Raw genomic sequence first — 18261 nt, 5'->3', positions numbered from 1 at the left:
CCTACTTTGTTTCGTACCAAGAGTTACCTGTATTTAAATCTACATCTAATTTTACATCCATAGATTGTGCATTTTCCATTTCTTCTCTTACTATCTTTTCAGCTAATTCTAACTCTTCATCTACTGCTTCTACGATAAGCTCATCGTGTACTTGAAGTATAAGTTTAGATTTCATTTCATTTTCTTTTAATTTGTTGTATACATTTACCATAGCTACTTTTATTATATCTGCAGCACTACCTTGAATAGGTGCATTCATAGCAAATCTCTTACCTTGATTTCTTACAATAAAGTTGCTAGCTTTTATTTCTGGTATATATCTTCTTCTGTTTAGTATAGTTGTTGCATAACCTGTTTCTGTAGCAGTTTCTACTGCATTATCCATAAATTCTTTTATTTTTGGATATTTGCTGAAATAACTTTCAATATATGCTTTTGCAGTAGGTACTGGTATATTTAAATCTTGAGAAAGACCAAAATCAGTTTTACCGTAGATTATACCGAAGTTTATAGCCTTAGCTTCTATTCTTTGTTTACTTGTAACGTCTTTTATATCTACATCAAATATTTGAGATGCAGTTTTTGAATGTATATCTTCTCCATGTTTAAATGCATCTATCATATTTTCGTCGCCACTCATATGAGCTAAAACTCTAAGTTCAACTTGAGAATAATCGGCATCGACTAATTTACAATTATCATCTGCTACAAATACTTTTCTTATATCTCTACCCATTTCAGTTTTAACAGGTATGTTTTGCATATTAGGTTCAGTAGAAGAAATTCTTCCTGTAGTTGTTATAGTTTGGTTAAATGAAGAATGTATTCTTCCTGTTTTAGGATTTATTATTTTTAATAATCCTTCAACATAAGTTGAATTTAACTTAACAATTTGTCTATAGTCTGTTATTTTATCTATTATTTCATGTTTATCTCTTAGTTTTTCTAAAACTTCTGCATTTGTTGAATATCCTGTTTTAGTCTTTTTAATTACTGGAAGTCCTAATTTTTCAAATAATATTACACCTAATTGCTTTGGTGAATTTATATTAAAAGGCTCTCCTGCTAATTCAAATATTTCATTTTCTAATTCATTTATTATTGTTGTGAATTTTTCTTTTAATTCGTTTAGTTGATCTTTATCGACTTTCATTCCTATGTATTCCATAGAACCTAAAACTTCAACAAGAGGCATTTCAACATGATAGAATAAGCCATCCATTTCAGTTTCTTTTAGTTTTTCTTCCATTTTTGGATATACACAGGCTATTGTATTTATTATATCTGCTGTATATGCTGAAAGTTCATCAAAATCTATTTCATCGAATTTTTTCGCTTTTGCACCTTTTCCAAGTAAATCTTCTTTTGATTTTATTTTTCTAGTTAAATATTTCATGGCAATTGCACTACATTCATATGAAGTAGAAGATTTAGAGTCAATTAAATACTCTGCTATAGTTATATCAAAGTCCATAGCATTTAATTCTATTTCATAAGGTTTAAGTAGTATATAATCTTCTTTTAAGTCGTATCCATGTTTTTTAATTTCAGAGTCTGATAGTAGACTTTCTATTTTTGATAGTTCATCTTCATTTATATAGTATATTTCTTCTCCATCTAAACTTAAAAATACGTTTATGACTTTTTTATCTAGTATATTACCTTCTCTACCTATAACATCTATTATTACTTTTTTATTTTCTTTTGCTTTTTCAATAAAATCTTCTACGTTGTCTAGATGTTGTACTTTTAAATTTACTTCTTCTTTTATGCTAGTTTCCCCACCATCCATTTCAAGTAATTTTGAAATAAGACTTGTGAAACCAAATTCCTTGAATTTTTCTATAACATCGTCTTTATTATAATCACCATATTCTAAATCTTCTAATTTAATATCTAGTGGAACATTTGTTATTATAGTAGCTAATTCTTTACTCATTAAAGCTAGCTCTTTATTTTCTTCTATTTTCTTCTTTATACTTCCTTTTAATTCATCAGTATGTTCTATAAGATTTTCTATAGTTGAGTACTGTTTTAGAAGTTTTATTCCTGTTTTTTCACCTACACCTGGTACACCTGGTATATTATCAGATTTATCTCCCATAAGACCTTTTAAATCGATAAACTGTGTAGGTGTCATTTCATATCTTTCTACTACTGAATCGTAGTTGTATTCTTCAACTTCACCAACACCTTTTTTAGTTATTAAAGTTGTTGTTTTGTGTGATGCTAATTGTATCGCATCTTTATCTCCTGTAACTATGTAAACTTTGAAGTTGTTTTCTTCTCCTAATTTTGCAACTGTACCGATTATATCATCAGCTTCATATCCTGCAAGTTCCAATCTATTTATATTGAACTTATCTAATAATTCTTTTAAAGGTTCCAATTGTTGACCTAATTCATCAGGCATTTTTTTTCTACCAGCTTTGTAATCAGCATATTGTTTATGTCTGAAAGTTGGTGCCTTTTTATCAAATGCCACACTCATATGAGTCGGTTGATAATCTTCTATTATTTTAAACATCATACGCACGAATCCAAATATAGCGTTTGTTTTTAGTCCATCACTATTACTCATATCTGGCAATGCATAAAATGCTCTATTAATTATCGAGTTTCCATCTATAATTATTAATGTATTTTCCAAAATTTATCACTCCTACTGTTTATCTTATTTGCTCGTGTACCCTATCATTTAATCATAACATACTTATTCTAATCTATTAAGATTAAAATCTCAAAATCCATAAATATATTTCAGTTTATATTATATCCACTTTATTATTTACTTTTTTTACTTTTTTCATAAGTTTTTTTAAATCCTTATGATATTATAATTTTTATCAACCCATTCTTTTTTCCAATATATATAAATTGTGCTTGATTAATTCAATTTGTGTTGATATAATATAAAAGTAGCAAATTTATTGGCCGATGTGGCGGAATTGGCATACGCACACGACTCAAAATCGTGCGGAGAAATCCATACGGGTTCGACTCCCGTCATCGGCACCATTTTTCGTAAAATGAGTACTAAACGCATGAAAACCTAGGTTAATACCTAGGTTTTTCTTTTTATAGAAATAATTTATATTTATTGTAAATGAGAAATTATAAACTCAATATACTTCTCAAAATCACCTTCATCATCTGGTAAATTATTTTCTTCTACATATTCCATAGTTTTATCTAAAATAAATTTATACATATCTTTTTTATCTTCTTCATCTAACTCTACTTTTTCTTCAGTATCTGGATCTACTAAACAATCTATTAAGTTATTTGTGCAATCTTGTGCTAATTCTGTAATTTGTTCTATTTCACGAAGTTCTTCGTCTGTTATATTAAATTCATTTATATCTGTCATTTTTAAAAATTCCTTTCTTTCTTAACTGCCTTTGTAATATATCACAAACAAATTTATATAACAAGACTATTTATATTTATAACTTTGTCTATTTTTTACAATATAATTTTTTATATCTTTCATTTATAATTTTTATCATAAGCTCGCCAACTCCTACTGCATCTTCTATTGTAAGATAATAGTCTGCAGTTTTGTCGAGAAACATTTTGCCTGTTGGTGGAAATTCTTCATCTTCAAACCATATGCTTATTGTAACTGGATAATATGGATAAATATAAAATACGGCACTTAAATCTGCTTTTGAATCGATAAACTTTGCATCTAAAGATTTAAAAACTTCTATAACTTGTTTTTCATCTTTATTTTTTAAAAAACGTTCTAGTTCCACTTCAACAGTTTTGTCAAATCTTGCCCCTCTTATAAGTCCGTCTTTTAATTCTCCAAATTTAATTTGTTTTGATAAAATCGGTGTATTATCTGCCAAATCTAGATAATGAAGTAAAGTTAGTATCTGCCAGTCATCTCTTTTTTCTTTCATATCGTAAGTTGGATATTCTAATTCGAATATAGCATCTAAACTTTTGATTTTTAAAATTGATTTTTCTTCATCAAATTCTGCCCCTGAATTCTTCGCAATTTCTGTTGGATTTTTTCCCTCAAGACGTTTTTTCGCAGCTATGTACATTTCATTAAATGCTCTGTTTTCCTTTTTATTTTCCATAGTATTATCCCCCATATTATTTTTAAATTTTTAAGTAGTTATTAATATTTTAAATTATTATTGATTAGATTTCTATATTTTTGTTTATCTATCTTGCACACATCACTTCCCCATTATCGTTTTAAAATATTTATTTATTGTTTTTCAATAAATAAATATTGACATTCATAAAATACCTTGTTAATCTATAAAATATAGGACTAAAAAGGGGGTAAATTATAGAATGTCTAGGGTAAAAAAATTAGGATTATTTTTTATTTTATTATTTATTTTTATATGCGTCGCAATTGGTGTTCTCATATTAAAAATAGAATATTTTGATCCTTATAATTCAGTTAACTATAGTGAAATGATAGATACAGAAATTCCTAAAAACGCTAAAGTCTTGGATTATAAAGATACTCACGGGGGATTCTTAGGAGATGGCGATTTATATGCAGTTATACAATTTGATAAAAATGAAAAAAACTCATTTTTGAAAAATATAGAGAAAAATAAAAAGTGGAAGAAAACCCCTTTGCAAAAAGATTTAAAACTCATTATATATGGCGGAGAGTTAAAAAAAGATGGAAATTATTATGTGTACGAACCTTTACCTGATTACAATATTCCTAAAACAAAAAACGGAATTTATTATTTTAAAGATAGATTTGCTGAAAATTATCCTGAAGAGGCAGACACTAACATAAATGATAGAGCAGCATATAACATAACATTTGCCCTATTTGATTTGGACACAAATAAGCTTTATATTTATAAATTAGATACTTAACTCATAAAAACAAAATAGGATTAATACTTTAGTTTAAGTATTAATCCTATTTTACGTTATGTAAATTTTAAACAACTTTACTATGTAATAAAATTTTATTTACAAATAATAAATTTCATTTAGAAAGTCTATAACTTCTACTGTTGTAATATTAAAAGTATTTCCTATAAAATCAACAATTTATTTTATAGAATCACTTCTAGTTATAATCGAATCGATTAAGCCATAATCTAAGGCTTCTTGAGCACTCATAAAGTTATCTCTATCTGTGTCTCTATATATTTCTTCTATGCTTTTGCCTGTATTTTCAGCTAAAATTCTATTTAGTCTTTCTTTAGTTTTTAGTAAATTTTCGGCTACTATTTTTATATCTGTAGCTTGTCCTTGTATACCATTTCCACCTATTAGTGGTTGGTGAATCATAATTTGAGAATTTGGAAGTGCAAATCTCTTTCCTTTTGCTCCACCTGCTAATAAAAATGATCCAAAACTTGCTGCAAGACCTATACAGATTGTCGATACATCACATTTTATATATTGCATTGTATCATATATTGCAAATCCTGCGGTTACTGAACCGCCTGGAGAGTTTATATAAAGATAAATATCTTTGTCTGGATCTTCTGCCTCTAAAAATAAAAGTTGTGCTATTACAACACTTGCAGAAGCGTCTGTAACTTCTTCTCCTAAGAATATAATTCTATCACATAATAATCTAGAAAATATATCGTAACTTCTCTCCCCGTTTCCTGTTTGTTGTACTACATATGGTACTACACTCATATTCTCACCTCCTGTATATACTAATTATAGCAATCTTTTCAAATTTTTGTATCAATTTTACATTAATAAATATTTTTATTTACTTTTATTTCTATATTGGGTTGGTGTAATTCCTATAAATCGCTTGAAAATTTTTGAAAAATAGCTTGGACTATCAAATCCCACAGTATCACTTATAATCGTAATAGAATCCTTAGTTTCACTTAACATCTTAGCTGCTATAGATACTTTATATTTTAAAATATATTGAATTGGTGATATTCCAAGTGTATTTTTAAAACATCTTAAACATTCTCTTTCACTTAAATTTACAACTTTCGATATGTTATTTAATGTTATTTGTTTATTATAATTTTTATGTACAAATGAAAGTATATTTTTTATCCTCTCTGAGTTTAAATCATTTCTATTGTTTTTATTTAAATTTAAATCTTGTATATTTTTGAGCATAATATACCACATATGAGATAAATACTCTCTTACTAGAATTTCATATCCAAATTCAGATTTTTCAAATTGTAAAAAAGCATTTTTTATACAATTTGATGCTTCTTCTCCCCAAGAAGTATTTTTATAAAAAGCAATTCCACTTAAATTATTATTTTCAACAATTGGATTTACAAAATTTTGCTCAAATACACTTTGTATCACTCCAGAAATTAAATTCTTGTTAAACACAAGCGAATTTAATATACATTCTTCACTTGTTCCTGCTCTAATATAATGAAGTATATTTGAATTTATAAAAACACCATCACCTTCATTTAGTATAAAATCACTATTATCTAAGTATAAATGAATACTCCCACTTTTCACTCTTATTACCTCTATTTCTTCATGCCAATGCCATGAAATATCACCTGTCACAAATTTATTTACATCAGAATAACACGCCTTGCATGGAAACATAGGTGTCCCAAACAATTCTAATTGTTGGTTATTTTCATCTACTATAATCTCTATAATTTGTTGTTCCATAATATTTTCCCTTTTTTATTTTGTCGCTTTTATTATAGTATACGTCTTTATTATTATTGAACCAAGTTTTTTATAGCGATATTATTATTTTATATTAAGGCTATGTTTTAAATAAATGTTGATATTTTTATATTTTATCATAAAAAAGCAGGGGTATTAATTACCTCTGCTTTTTAGTTCGTATTTTATTAATATTGTTTCTCTATTTTATGTTCCCAACAATACTATTATTAATTTAAGTCTAAATACCTAACATAGTAGAAATTATTATATAAAGAGTAGTGATAAAAAGTAATACCTCTACGACTAAATAAGAACTTATTTTTCCAGTTTCTTTATAATGATTAATTGTATTTTTTGTTTCAGGTATAAATGCAATCAATAACCCTATAAGACTAATCGGATATTTTGTGTAAAAAAAACCTGAGATTATAAGAATTAGTCCCACTACAAAAAAAATATTAAATTTACCTTCACTTGAAAAAAACTTTTTCAATATGTCATCCCCCTCCTATGCTTTTATGCTATTTGTCATCTGTATGATTCTAAATGCACTGCTTCTTCACATTATATTAAAAATTGCGTAATTATTTTTCATTATACTATATTTCTGATTTCTTTATAACTATTTATATGAATTGTAGTGTTCTTAATTTGAAATCTTTTACTCTAGTGTAAGCATATACTACATTGCTTTGCACAATAAAATTCTTAGTTTTAATAGAATCTTTGTCACTTTCAAATATTCTTAGCCATTTAAACCAGTGCATATAGTTGGAAATATATTTACTTGCCACACCATTAAATCTACCCATCCATCTCTTTAAATTACTGTGTAAACTATTAATGTGTTGAATATGGTAAATATCTTCTTTATGCTTACCTGTTTTTATACGTTTATGGTTTAAATTGAAATCTGTAGCAAATCTAATGTAAGATTTGTGGCTATCTGTGCATAATATAGAATTCTCACCGATATGACCTTTATATAAATTTTCAAGCTCTTTATATGTCATTCTACCTTTGCATAATGGTTCTATTATTAAATTACCTTGTCTATCTAAGGCTGTGGCTATACATATCTGTTCTTTAGATATACCTCTCTTTTTAATAGATTTACCTCTTTTATGAGATTCTCTTGGCATATTAATAGTTTTTGTTCCTTTAAAACTTTCGGCAAAAAAGACTTCATCAGCCTCTATTAAGCCATCAACATGACCAGTTCCTAAAAAGGAACTTATGCAATCAAGAATTTTATGTCTCCAAAAGAAACTCGTCGCTATATTTATGCCTACAATTTTAGCAGATTTTCTTATTGATAAGCCCATAATCATACATTTTGCATATTTAAGCCACTTATCTAATGATTTTTTACTTCTATATACGGCAGAGTTTGTAAAATCAGTAAAAGTCCTTCTACAATCTTTACAGATATATCTTTGTTTACCATTATATTTACCATTTTTTGATATTAACTCAGAGCTACAGTGAGGACATACCTTTCCCTTAGAAAATCTAAACTCTTTGACATCTTCATAAATTTGTTCTACTTGAGAGTTTGATACAAGAAATTCTTCCAAATAAGATAGTAACTCTTCTACTTGATTCAATGGTAATGTTTGTATATCTGTTAATATAGACTTTATACTTGGCATTCTACAACCTCCTAAACATTAATATATCTATATTATAACCTAAATATATAAAAATATCTATTTTCAACACTAAATTAAAACATAGCCTATATTAAAGAAATCGCGATTTATAATTTTAAAAATACATGAATAGAGTTAACTTATTAAAATTTTATTATGCATACACAACAAAAATAAATTTTATGGAGGTATTTTACATGAAGGGAATAATATTTAATTTAAATAATAATATAAAAACCATAGATGGATATAATTTCATAATAAACATGTTGAAAAATCTAAATATCCCATGGATAGAGTTAAAAAATGATTCAATCTATGATTTTTATGAAACTCCAATCGATATCGAAAACTGTATCTTTATTTCAGATTCACAAGAAAACTTAAACTTAGCACAAAACTTAAATATTAAATATGCAATTAAATTAAATACAGATAAAAATAATTCAAAAGACAAACATGATATTAAAAATTTATATGATTTATATAATAAATATTTTAATACATTATTTTTAAACTAAGCTAAAAAATCTCTGACCTTATAAAGTCAGAGATTTTTATCTATACACTTCTTTGTTTTTTCAAAAATCTAATATCATTCTGTTATATTTTCTGTTGTTGGGAATATAATATTCACCTTTGTTCCATAATTCTCTTTTGAATCTATATACAATCCAAGCCCTAATTTTTCACATAGTTTCTTGCATAGATAAAGGCCTATACCCGTGCTCTTTCCGAATTTTCTTCCATTTTCTCCAGTAAATCCTTTTTCAAATACTCTGCCAATATCTTTTTCATTTATGCCAACACCATAATCTTTTATAGAAATTATTATTGAATTATTTTGTTTTTGGCTTTCTATCTCTATTTTATCATTATTTCCTTTTGAATATTTTATGGCATTTACTATTATCTGATTTAAAATAAATTCTATCCATTTTGAGTCACTATAAACTACTTGCTCTAAATCTTTAAGTTCCAAACTTATTCTTTTACTTATAAAATCACGTTGATTTCTCTTGATTACTTTTTTTACTAATGGCTCTAGTTCTACTTTTTTTATAATATAATCTTTGCCCACTTCATTACTTCGTGAGTAATAAAGTACTTGTTCTACAAAGTTGTCTATCTTATTAATTTGAGTATCTATTTTTCTAACAATATCGTTATTGTAGTTGTTTTCTATCACTAATTTACTAGATGCTATCGGAGTTTTTATTTCATGAATCCACATCTCTATATATTCTCTATATTCTTTTTGCATATCTTCATAATACTTAACATGCTCATGCATATCTCGGCTTACTTCTTTTAATATATCGTTTATTTGTTCTGCAATTAAAAAATTGGCTTCTTCCATAACTTCAGGCAATAAATACTTTTTATCTAAACTATCTAATATACTTTCCATATCATTAAAATATTTTTTATACTTTATGTACTCTATAAAAATATAAGTAAATAATGGCAAAAACCATATACAGAAAATAAATAAAATCATCATAAAACTTATATCTGCAATATACATAAAAATTGATATTACAATAAATATCATTAAATTTAGAGTTAAAAAAATCCCTTTATCTTTTAAATAATCAGCTATTCTCATCGCATTATATACCCTAGCCCTCTTCTAGTTTCTATAACATTTTTTATTCCTATTTCATCTAGTTTTTTTCTAAGTCTCGTTATGTTTACTGTCAAGGTACTGTCATCTACAAAAAAATCCGAATTCCATAGATGCTCCATCAAAATCTCTCTAGACACAATTTCCCCTTTATGATTTATTAAATAAGAAAGTATTTTCACCTCATTTTTTGTTAACTCTATATTTTTATCATTATAAATTACAGTAGCATTAGATAAGTTTAACTTAAAATCTTTATAAGTTAGTATGCTATTTGAGTTTGAATTCATCCCACTTCTTTTTAATAAAGCAGCAATTCTTGCGAGTAATATTTGAGTATTATATGGTTTTGTTACAAAATCATCTGCTCCCAAATTCATACTCATAAGTTCATCTACTTCACTATCTCTACTTGTAACTACTATTATAGGTACTTCAGATGTTTTCCTAATTTCCCTACATATAAAATAGCCATCAAAAACTGGTAGATTTATATCTAATAAAATTAAGTCTGCATTTTGTTTTAATATATAATCTACTATATTATTAAATTCTGTAGGTGCTTTTATCTCATATCCATATTTACTTAAAAATATTTGTAGCTCTTCTCTTATTATTTGATCATCTTCTACAATAATTATTTGTTGCATATTACCCTCCAATCATCGGAAAAATCCATATAAAGTAGATAAACTACTTTATATGGATTTTATTTTTAACTATATTTTTATATCCACTATAAGTTATATAGAAGTATATAATATATACTATCATAAATATTCCCGCTGTTATAAGTGATGAACCCATTATATCTGGTTTATTGTAAACAGATACAAAATCATTTGCAACTTTTATTCCAACAACTGAATGTATAAAAGCTAATATAACTGGAAGACTGAAGTATACTAAAGTTTGTATAAATATTGTTTTATTTATATCTTTTCCACTTGCTCCAAGTCTTTTTAATGATTTATATCTATCTATACTATCACTAGCTTCACTTAATTGTTGAAGTGCAAGCACTGCCATACTGCTTATTAAAAACACTATTCCTATATAAATACCTATAAATAATACTATTGTTGTCATTCCTTTATTTGATTCATAAATCTCAGTTCTACTTGCACCAAGTACAAATCCTATTTTATCATAATCTGTATCAGTAGTTTTATATGAATATATTTTATTAGTGAAATCAGATTCCCTTTTTTCTTTTCCTTCTCCAACAAAGTTTACATTTACATTGCTTGAAATTAAAGTCATATTGTCACATACATCATCGTTAACTATTACTGTGATCATATTATCTTTCATGAAATCTGTTTTTAAGTTTTCTTCTATAACTTTCTTATCTTTTATTTTATAAGATTTATTTTCTATTTTTATACTGTCATTATTTTTTACATAATTTTGTATAGCTTCTAATGTATTAGCATAATTCGATGTTATTAATACTTCATCTTTATTTAATTCTATGGCATTTTGATTATCCAATGCTCTAATTTTATTGTAATCAGAAAGTTTCATATAATTCATTAGACTTCTCATATTTGCATTTAAATTTAATGCTTCTGATATTGTTTTATTATCTGTATATAAATCATAATAAACTACTTTATCTTCTTTATTAAACTTTACACCTATATATTCAAGTGATTTTTGTATATCATTTGCTTTTTCACCTTCATCTATATAAAGATTTGCACTTGCATCATATGGTGTTGAATCTTTTAGTCCCGATTCTATTGCATTTTTAAAACTAAATCCTGTAGATAACATGCCTATTGTCATAAATAACATAAGGCATATAACTGACATAGAAATAAAGTTTGTATTTACCTTGCTGTTTATTTGTTTTACTATAAATATATTTAAGCCTTTAAAGTATATTTTTTTATTTTTCTTAACTATATATAAAATAAATCCTGATAAAGAGAAGAAAAATAAAAATGTACCTACTACTCCAAGTAATATTGATATTAAGAATTTTTTATCTTTTATTCCTAGTAATCCAACTTCTAAAATTAATTTATAAGCTGTAACTAGTGAAATAACACATAATATAAATGTAATTAAATATACTATATTGCTTTTGAATTTAACTTCTTCTGTTTTTCTTCCTACTGTTAACAAATCTATTATCTTATATTTTGAAATTACAAAAGAGTTAAATATCATAACTAATAAGAACATTATTCCAAAGTATAAAACTGTCTTTATCATTGCTTTTCCTGATATTACAAAAGAATAAGTCGACATTTTTAAACCGAATAATTTTACAACTAGTATTGACAATCCTTGTGAAAATATTAATCCTAATATTAAACCACTTATAAGTGAAAGTATCCCCACTATAATTGTCTCTAATATTAATATTTTAGATATTTTATTCTTTGACATTCCTAATGTCATATAAATTCCAAGTTCTTTATTTCTCTTTTTTACTAAAAAGTTATTTGCATAAAGTATAAGACTTCCTAAAATAAATGCTATAAATACAGATACATAAGATATTACTTTTGAAAGTATATCCACATAACATTCTCCTGAAGAGGTAAGCTCTGACATTGCTTTTTGCGATTCTACTGAGTTAAAAGTATAAAATATGCATACTGCTAACATCAAAGTAAAGAAATATATCGTATAATCTTTAAAACTTTTCTTTACATTTTTAAATGCTATCTTAGAATACATTATTATCATCTCCTCCTAACATCGTAATTACTTCCATTATTCTATTGAAAAATTCTTTTCTCGAATCATTTCCTCTAACTAATTCTGTAAATATTTTTCCATCTTTTATAAATAAGATTCTATGAGCATAACTTGCTGTAAATGCATCGTGAGTTACCATAAGTATAGTCGCGCTAAGCTCTTCATTTAAGCTTTCTAATCTTTCTAACAATAATCTAGCTGATTTTGAATCAAGAGCTCCTGTTGGCTCATCAGCAAGTATTAGTGATGGTTCTGTAACTATAGCTCTTGCAGATGCAACTCTTTGTTTTTGCCCACCTGACATCTGATAAGGATATTTATCTAGTACTTTTTCTATTTCTAGATATTTTGCTACTTCTTTTATTTTTGAATCTACTTTAGAAGTTTTTTCACCTTTTATAGTAAGTGCTAATGCTATATTTTCATATGCAGTTAATGTATCTAGTAAGTTAAAATCTTGGAATATAAATCCTAATTCATTTTGTCTAAATTTATCTAGTTTTTTTGATTTTAATCTTGTTATATCTTGATCATTTATAATTATATTTCCTGTTGTAACTTTATCTATTGTTGAAATACAGTTAAGAAGTGTTGTTTTACCACTACCACTCGGTCCCATAATTCCAACAAATTCCCCTTCTCCAACTTTAAAACTTATATTATCAATGGCTTTTGTTATATTTCCTTTATTTCCATAGTATTTTTCTATTTTTTCAACACTTAAAATATTTTTCATATTTATTCCTCCTAAATTCATCGTATCTTATATTTATTATTATAAGCAGTTTTCAATTTTTGAGATATTGATGTATATTTCATTAATGTTACATTTTTGTAGCATAACTATTTTTATAAAAAGAATTCCTATAATTTAATTATTTTCACACAAAAATAAGGGCTGTCATCTTGACAGTCCTACTTTATATAATATCTCTATAAATTTTAGCCATACAACATATAGTCGATTTGATCTGCTAGACTTATACTTGCAGGATTCCAATTTCTTTCTTTTATATCTATATTTTCGAATTCAAATCCTGATTCAAATACAAATGCTTTGAATTTATTGTCTAACCATGGTGCACTCCAACACCCAGAACGGCATATATGTATTATTTTGCAAGGTTCTTCACATTTTACTTCTTTCAAGCACAAATAATTTATATTATAAGCTTCGTTTATTTCTTTAAATTGGTCACTATGTTCATTTGTATAAGATCCATAAACTATATTGGCTTGTTTTATTTTACCTTCATAAAGTAATTTTCCAAGCCAATCTGCACAATTTACTTCAAACTTAAATGAATCAAGACCTTGATATCCAAGGTCAGAATGTGAATCAAACGAAATAACTGAATCAACTTTGTTGTCAATCGCAATTTTATATGCTGCTAAATGTGATTCGGTGAGCAGAACTTTTGTATCTTTTTTAAAATCTACGTTTTTCTTTAATATTGTCCAAAAATTATCCACCTCATCTCCTACATTCATACTCTTTGTAATATCTATTCCCCTTCTCTTTTCTTCATAGTATTTTTTATACCAATGCTTATTTATATTATTGTCATTTTCTATATATGAGCCATTCCAATGATTCATATAATTCATAAAATAATCCCAGTCTATAGTAATCAGTGAACTCATAATCTCTCCCCCAAGTCTTTTATTATAATTTATATACCTTTTTTATAGTATTTTCAACCCATTTTTTACCATAGAATTATTAAATTATAATTTCTGATTACTTTTGAGATATTTTTTATTCTGTTATAACTATTATGAATTTATTAAATCAGATGCTATTTTATTTAAACTTTGTGCTATAAACTTAAAGTCCTTATTTAAATCTAAAGTTCTCACCATTATCTTATTTCCGCTCATTATATATTCACTATTTGGTATTATATCTTCATTAGTTTTTGCATACAAAAGCATTCCCGATACTTTTCCATTTTTATTTATATCCTTATTTTTTACATAAGTGAATATCTGATATAAATTATTTGAGTGTATTGTTTTGCTGTTATATAGTTCTATTTTCTGCATAGATTGTGAATAGTATTTTGTGTCTATAATCAAAATATTTTCACCATGTGTTAGTGTTATATCACTTTTCATCTCTGGCAAAAACTTATCTAATTCATTGTCTAAGTTCCACTTTATTTTAGATGCTTTTGGTCTTAAACTTGGATAGTGTTTTTGATAATAAGAAAGTACAAATTTTTCATATATACTGCACATTTTCTTTTCACTTAAAGATTCCGCAACCTTATACTCTCCATCTTCTGTTGTCATAAGCAAATCATTTAGAATCAAATAACATATATTTATTATTCCACTATAATTTGCGTTATGTCTGTTGTATTTTATATCATTCCATCTTATTTCATTTACTTCTAAAGTATTTACATTAGAAAATAAAAGCACTAACTTTTTAAGATTCTTTTTATTTTGAGATGATATATCTTTTGATAGTACTAAAACATACATTGCAGTCTTAATTATACTGTTTAGATAATTATCCATAGATAATTTATCAAACTCACAATAAAGTTTGTTTTTATTGTTTGCCTTTAACTTTATAGATTTCTCTATATTTATTTTCCCAGTCAATACTGATAATTCGTCTTCTTCAGCTTTATATTCTTTTATAAGACCTCGTTTAACTTGTTTCGAAACAATTTTAAACAAAATAACTGCTAATATATCTCCTATATTGTCAAACACTTCAACATCTATATCTTTGTAGTCTTTTTGTATTAAATGAGTATATACATATGACAGCATATAATATATGTTTTTTATAAAAATACTTTTGTCTTTTATCATGCTACCACCATCTAATTAACTATATCTCTCAATATTTTTTCCCATTTTTCAAGCTTATCATAATCATCAAACCAGTACTCTTTTAAAAGTGGTATTATATCAAACTCAATAACTTCTTCAATATACATATCTATTTCATCTAAACTACATTCTTTAGATATTTCATCACTAAAAAAGTAACTATGACCTATACAGAATCCTTCACCCAATGAAAAATCTTCTTTTATTTCTTTATTTAATATTTTAATTTTTTCAACTAAATTTATAATTCTTTCGCTTTTAAAACTTTTGATATAATCCATAAATCTTTCATTTTCAAAAGCTGGTTTCAAATCAAAGAAACTAAATCTACGTCTAAGTGCATAATCTATCATGGCAATACCTCTATCTGCAGTATTCATAATCCCGATTATATAGATATTTTTAGGAACACTAAATTTCTCGTCACCATATGCTAACTTGATAGTTTGAGCTCTATAATTATTTTCTATAAGCATCATTAATTCTCCAAATATCTTGCTCAAATTTCCTCTATTGATCTCGTCTATAATAAAGAAATATTTATCATTTGGATTTTGTTCTGCTTTTTTACAGAAATTATAAAATACACCGTATTTAAGTGCAAATCCTTCTTTACTTGGTTTATATCCCATTATAAAATCTTCGTATGAGTAATTTTGATGAAATTGAACAAATTCTATCTTATCATCAGCTTTTTGTTCTAAAATAGAATATGCCAAGCGTTTAGATAAAAATGTCTTTCCTATTCCAGGCGCTCCAGTAAGTATAATATTTTTCTTTCTATCTAAAAGTCGAACTAAGAAATTATAATCCTTTTCTGTTATATAAACTTCATCTAAAAAATCTTGTTTTGTATAAATCTCATTACATTCTTTTATTACATCTTTTTCTTGATTTTTTTCATATTCTCTATAATTTTCTTTTATTAAATCTAAATTGGAATCATCTATATCGTTCATTTCTTCTTCAGATTCAAAATCTAAATTCAGTCTACTGCCAATATATATAATCTCCTCTACAATTAGATGTAGACCATTATCACCAAAATTTAAACCATTAAATCTACTAAATGCCCTTTGTACTAACTCTTCATCACTTTTAACAACTTCTAAAACCAAATCACACATATTGTAATAAGCTTCTAAAATTTCAAAACTTCCTCTTTTAGGGATATTATCATATCCTATTTTGCTTGCAAAAGCTTTAAATTTACCTTCTTTATAAATACAGTATTTTTCGGGAAATCTAAAGAATAAATATGTGCTTATAGCATTTAAGTATTGATAATGATTGCTCATATTCTCATTTCCATATTGTTTTAAAAGCATATCAGATGAATCCCTAAAAGAATCTATTCTTCTAGATAAACTTATCGTTTCATTAAATAAATTTACGAACATCTCTCTTACCATCTCTGGATCTTTTTGTGCAAAGTATAAAATCATATTCTTAGGAAAATAATTTCGAGACGCCAATAAGTTTTTACTCTTTGAAAATGAATTCGAAATCATTTCATAAAAATCTTTTGCGTTTATATCCCAATTTTGTTGAAATGTTTTTATTGTCTCTATTTTATAGATTTCATCTAGCGAAATATTTTTTACATTCTTTTTATAATAGGAAATTATATTTCTTAATTTATCTATATCAAGTTTATTTATATTAAAATCCAATTAAAATCACAACCTTTATATAATCTTATTATTTCTTATATATCTACAAATATATTAACATATTTATACATATTTCTAATAATTATGCTAAAATAATACCATACAAGTAAAGGACAAAAAAGTCTTAATTTCAATATTTTTAAAACAAAATTGGAGGGGATTAAAAATGGAAAGAAATAAACCAAAAGAGATTAGATATGATTTATTAGGAGCTAAAGTAGTAGAAAATCTTCAAAAAAGACATTTCGCTGCTTATTATTGTCAAACAAAAGAAGATGCTTTAAAAAAAGCTATCGAATTAATTCCAGAAGATGATGTTGTATCATGGGGTGGTTCTGTTTCAATAGATGAAATAGGCCTTTTAAATTATGTAAAAGAAAACCGCCAAGTTATAGATAGAGATAGTGCAAAATCTCCAGAAGAACGTGTTCACTTAATGAGACAATCTCTTTTATGTGATACTTTTTTAATGAGTACTAATTCTATGACTGAAGATGGCGTACTTGTAAACATAGATGGTAACGGAAACCGTGTTGCTGCTTTGTGCTACGGTCCAAAGAGTGTAGTTATGATAGTTGGAGTTAATAAGGTCTGTAAAACACTTGATGATGCTATAAGCAGAGCTAGAAATATAGCAGCGCCAATAAATATTCAACGTTTTAACGATTTAAAAACTCCTTGTTATTTAAAAGGGTCTTGTGCTAATTGCAAGTCTACTGAAAGTATATGCACTCAAGTTGTTATAACTAGAATAAGTAGACCTGTTTCAAAGATAAAAATAGTAGTTGTGGGAGAAGATTTAGGCTTTTAATATATTTATAGAAAATATTAAAATATAGCACGTAAAATAGTTAAACTCTAAAAACTATTATCAACATATAATTTATAATATTTCATCCATATAATAATATTATTTAATATTTTTGGATGAAATATTTTTTTTACATAATTATGATAGTTTTAACAATGAAATAAAAATAAACCGTTTAAGGATATTGGTATATTAAGTATAAAAATAAGTTGTTTTTGGTATTATAAATATTAAATCTAATATTATATATACTTTAATTTTTTATAAATTTTATAATATATTTTTCGACATTATTTTATTAAATAT

General features: G+C 25.9%; 17 protein-coding genes and 1 tRNA gene. 4 read left to right on the top strand and 14 right to left on the bottom strand.

The annotated features are described in order from the left end of the window. Position 1: 1 nt before the first annotated feature. Positions 2-2653, bottom strand: a complete 2652-nt coding sequence (gene polA / locus ABCM86_RS12720; RefSeq protein WP_343004109.1) for a DNA polymerase I — start codon at positions 2651-2653, stop codon at positions 2-4. 280 nt (positions 2654-2933) lie between these two features. On the opposite strand from polA, the gene ABCM86_RS12715 reads away from it, so the two are divergent. Continuing rightward, positions 2934-3018, top strand: a tRNA-Leu gene (locus tag ABCM86_RS12715). A gap of 79 nt (positions 3019-3097) precedes the next feature. On the opposite strand, the gene ABCM86_RS12710 is transcribed toward ABCM86_RS12715, so the two are convergent. Further along, the gene (locus ABCM86_RS12710) at positions 3098-3370 is read right to left on the bottom strand and encodes a hypothetical protein (RefSeq protein ID WP_195930008.1); all 273 of its coding nucleotides are present in this window, start codon (positions 3368-3370) and stop codon (positions 3098-3100) included. 88 nt (positions 3371-3458) lie between these two features. Further along, positions 3459-4091: a DUF3786 domain-containing protein gene (locus ABCM86_RS12705; protein WP_343004106.1), complete on the bottom strand. Its 633-nt coding sequence runs from the start codon at positions 4089-4091 to the stop codon at positions 3459-3461. A gap of 223 nt (positions 4092-4314) precedes the next feature. Between ABCM86_RS12705 and ABCM86_RS12700 the strand changes: the two genes are divergently transcribed. Beyond that, entirely contained in the window at positions 4315-4863 is a 549-nt protein-coding gene (locus tag ABCM86_RS12700) for a hypothetical protein (protein ID WP_007286613.1), read from the top strand. A 180-nt stretch (positions 4864-5043) separates the two neighbouring features. Here ABCM86_RS12700 and clpP read toward each other — a convergent pair whose 3' ends face one another. From clpP to ABCM86_RS12680, 4 genes are all read right to left on the bottom strand, one after another. Next, positions 5044-5646, bottom strand: coding sequence for an ATP-dependent Clp endopeptidase proteolytic subunit ClpP (clpP, locus tag ABCM86_RS12695; RefSeq protein ID WP_343004105.1), 603 nt, complete (start codon positions 5644-5646; stop codon positions 5044-5046). Between the two features lie 75 nt (positions 5647-5721). Beyond that, positions 5722-6624, bottom strand: a complete 903-nt coding sequence (locus ABCM86_RS12690) for an AraC family transcriptional regulator (RefSeq protein WP_195930010.1) — start codon at positions 6622-6624, stop codon at positions 5722-5724. A gap of 241 nt (positions 6625-6865) precedes the next feature. After that, positions 6866-7120: a hypothetical protein gene (locus tag ABCM86_RS12685; protein ID WP_195930808.1), complete on the bottom strand. Its 255-nt coding sequence runs from the start codon at positions 7118-7120 to the stop codon at positions 6866-6868. Between the two features lie 133 nt (positions 7121-7253). Beyond that, positions 7254-8279, bottom strand: coding sequence for an IS1595 family transposase (locus ABCM86_RS12680; protein WP_195930809.1), 1026 nt, complete (start codon positions 8277-8279; stop codon positions 7254-7256). 197 nt (positions 8280-8476) lie between these two features. Between ABCM86_RS12680 and ABCM86_RS12675 the strand changes: the two genes are divergently transcribed. Continuing rightward, entirely contained in the window at positions 8477-8800 is a 324-nt protein-coding gene (locus ABCM86_RS12675; RefSeq protein WP_022072611.1) for a hypothetical protein, read from the top strand. A 74-nt stretch (positions 8801-8874) separates the two neighbouring features. Here ABCM86_RS12675 and ABCM86_RS12670 read toward each other — a convergent pair whose 3' ends face one another. From ABCM86_RS12670 to ABCM86_RS12640, 7 genes are all read right to left on the bottom strand, one after another. Continuing rightward, the gene (locus ABCM86_RS12670) at positions 8875-9888 is read right to left on the bottom strand and encodes a sensor histidine kinase (protein WP_195931329.1); all 1014 of its coding nucleotides are present in this window, start codon (positions 9886-9888) and stop codon (positions 8875-8877) included. Continuing rightward, positions 9885-10556 (bottom strand): response regulator transcription factor, encoded by a 672-nt coding sequence (locus tag ABCM86_RS12665; protein ID WP_343004104.1) that lies wholly within the window; start codon positions 10554-10556, stop codon positions 9885-9887. Before ABCM86_RS12665 ends, ABCM86_RS12670 begins: the two co-directional genes overlap by 4 nt. 43 nt (positions 10557-10599) lie before the next feature. Further along, positions 10600-12600 (bottom strand): ABC transporter permease, encoded by a 2001-nt coding sequence (locus ABCM86_RS12660; protein ID WP_343004103.1) that lies wholly within the window; start codon positions 12598-12600, stop codon positions 10600-10602. Next, positions 12590-13357: an ABC transporter ATP-binding protein gene (locus ABCM86_RS12655; protein WP_024037551.1), complete on the bottom strand. Its 768-nt coding sequence runs from the start codon at positions 13355-13357 to the stop codon at positions 12590-12592. The genes ABCM86_RS12660 and ABCM86_RS12655 overlap by 11 nt, the downstream gene beginning before the upstream one ends. 206 nt (positions 13358-13563) lie before the next feature. After that, entirely contained in the window at positions 13564-14265 is a 702-nt protein-coding gene (locus ABCM86_RS12650; protein WP_343004102.1) for an arginase, read from the bottom strand. 132 nt (positions 14266-14397) lie between these two features. Further along, the gene (gene mcrC / locus ABCM86_RS12645) at positions 14398-15450 is read right to left on the bottom strand and encodes a 5-methylcytosine-specific restriction endonuclease system specificity protein McrC (protein ID WP_343004101.1); all 1053 of its coding nucleotides are present in this window, start codon (positions 15448-15450) and stop codon (positions 14398-14400) included. An 11-nt stretch (positions 15451-15461) separates the two neighbouring features. After that, a complete protein-coding gene (locus ABCM86_RS12640) occupies positions 15462-17144 on the bottom strand; it encodes an AAA family ATPase (RefSeq protein WP_343004100.1) in 1683 nt (560 codons plus the stop codon). A 166-nt stretch (positions 17145-17310) separates the two neighbouring features. Here ABCM86_RS12640 and ABCM86_RS12635 point away from each other — a divergent pair, with 166 nt between their 5' ends. Next, a complete protein-coding gene (locus ABCM86_RS12635) occupies positions 17311-17955 on the top strand; it encodes a lactate utilization protein (protein ID WP_343004099.1) in 645 nt (214 codons plus the stop codon). Positions 17956-18261: the final 306 nt, after the last annotated feature.

Source organism: Clostridium sp. 2218st1_F5_2218SCRN_220325 (assembly GCF_039062665.1).
GTDB lineage: Bacteria > Bacillota > Clostridia > Peptostreptococcales > Peptostreptococcaceae > Intestinibacter.
The sequence above is the reverse complement of the archived record's forward strand: the minus strand, read 5'-3'. Positions and strand labels throughout refer to the sequence as shown.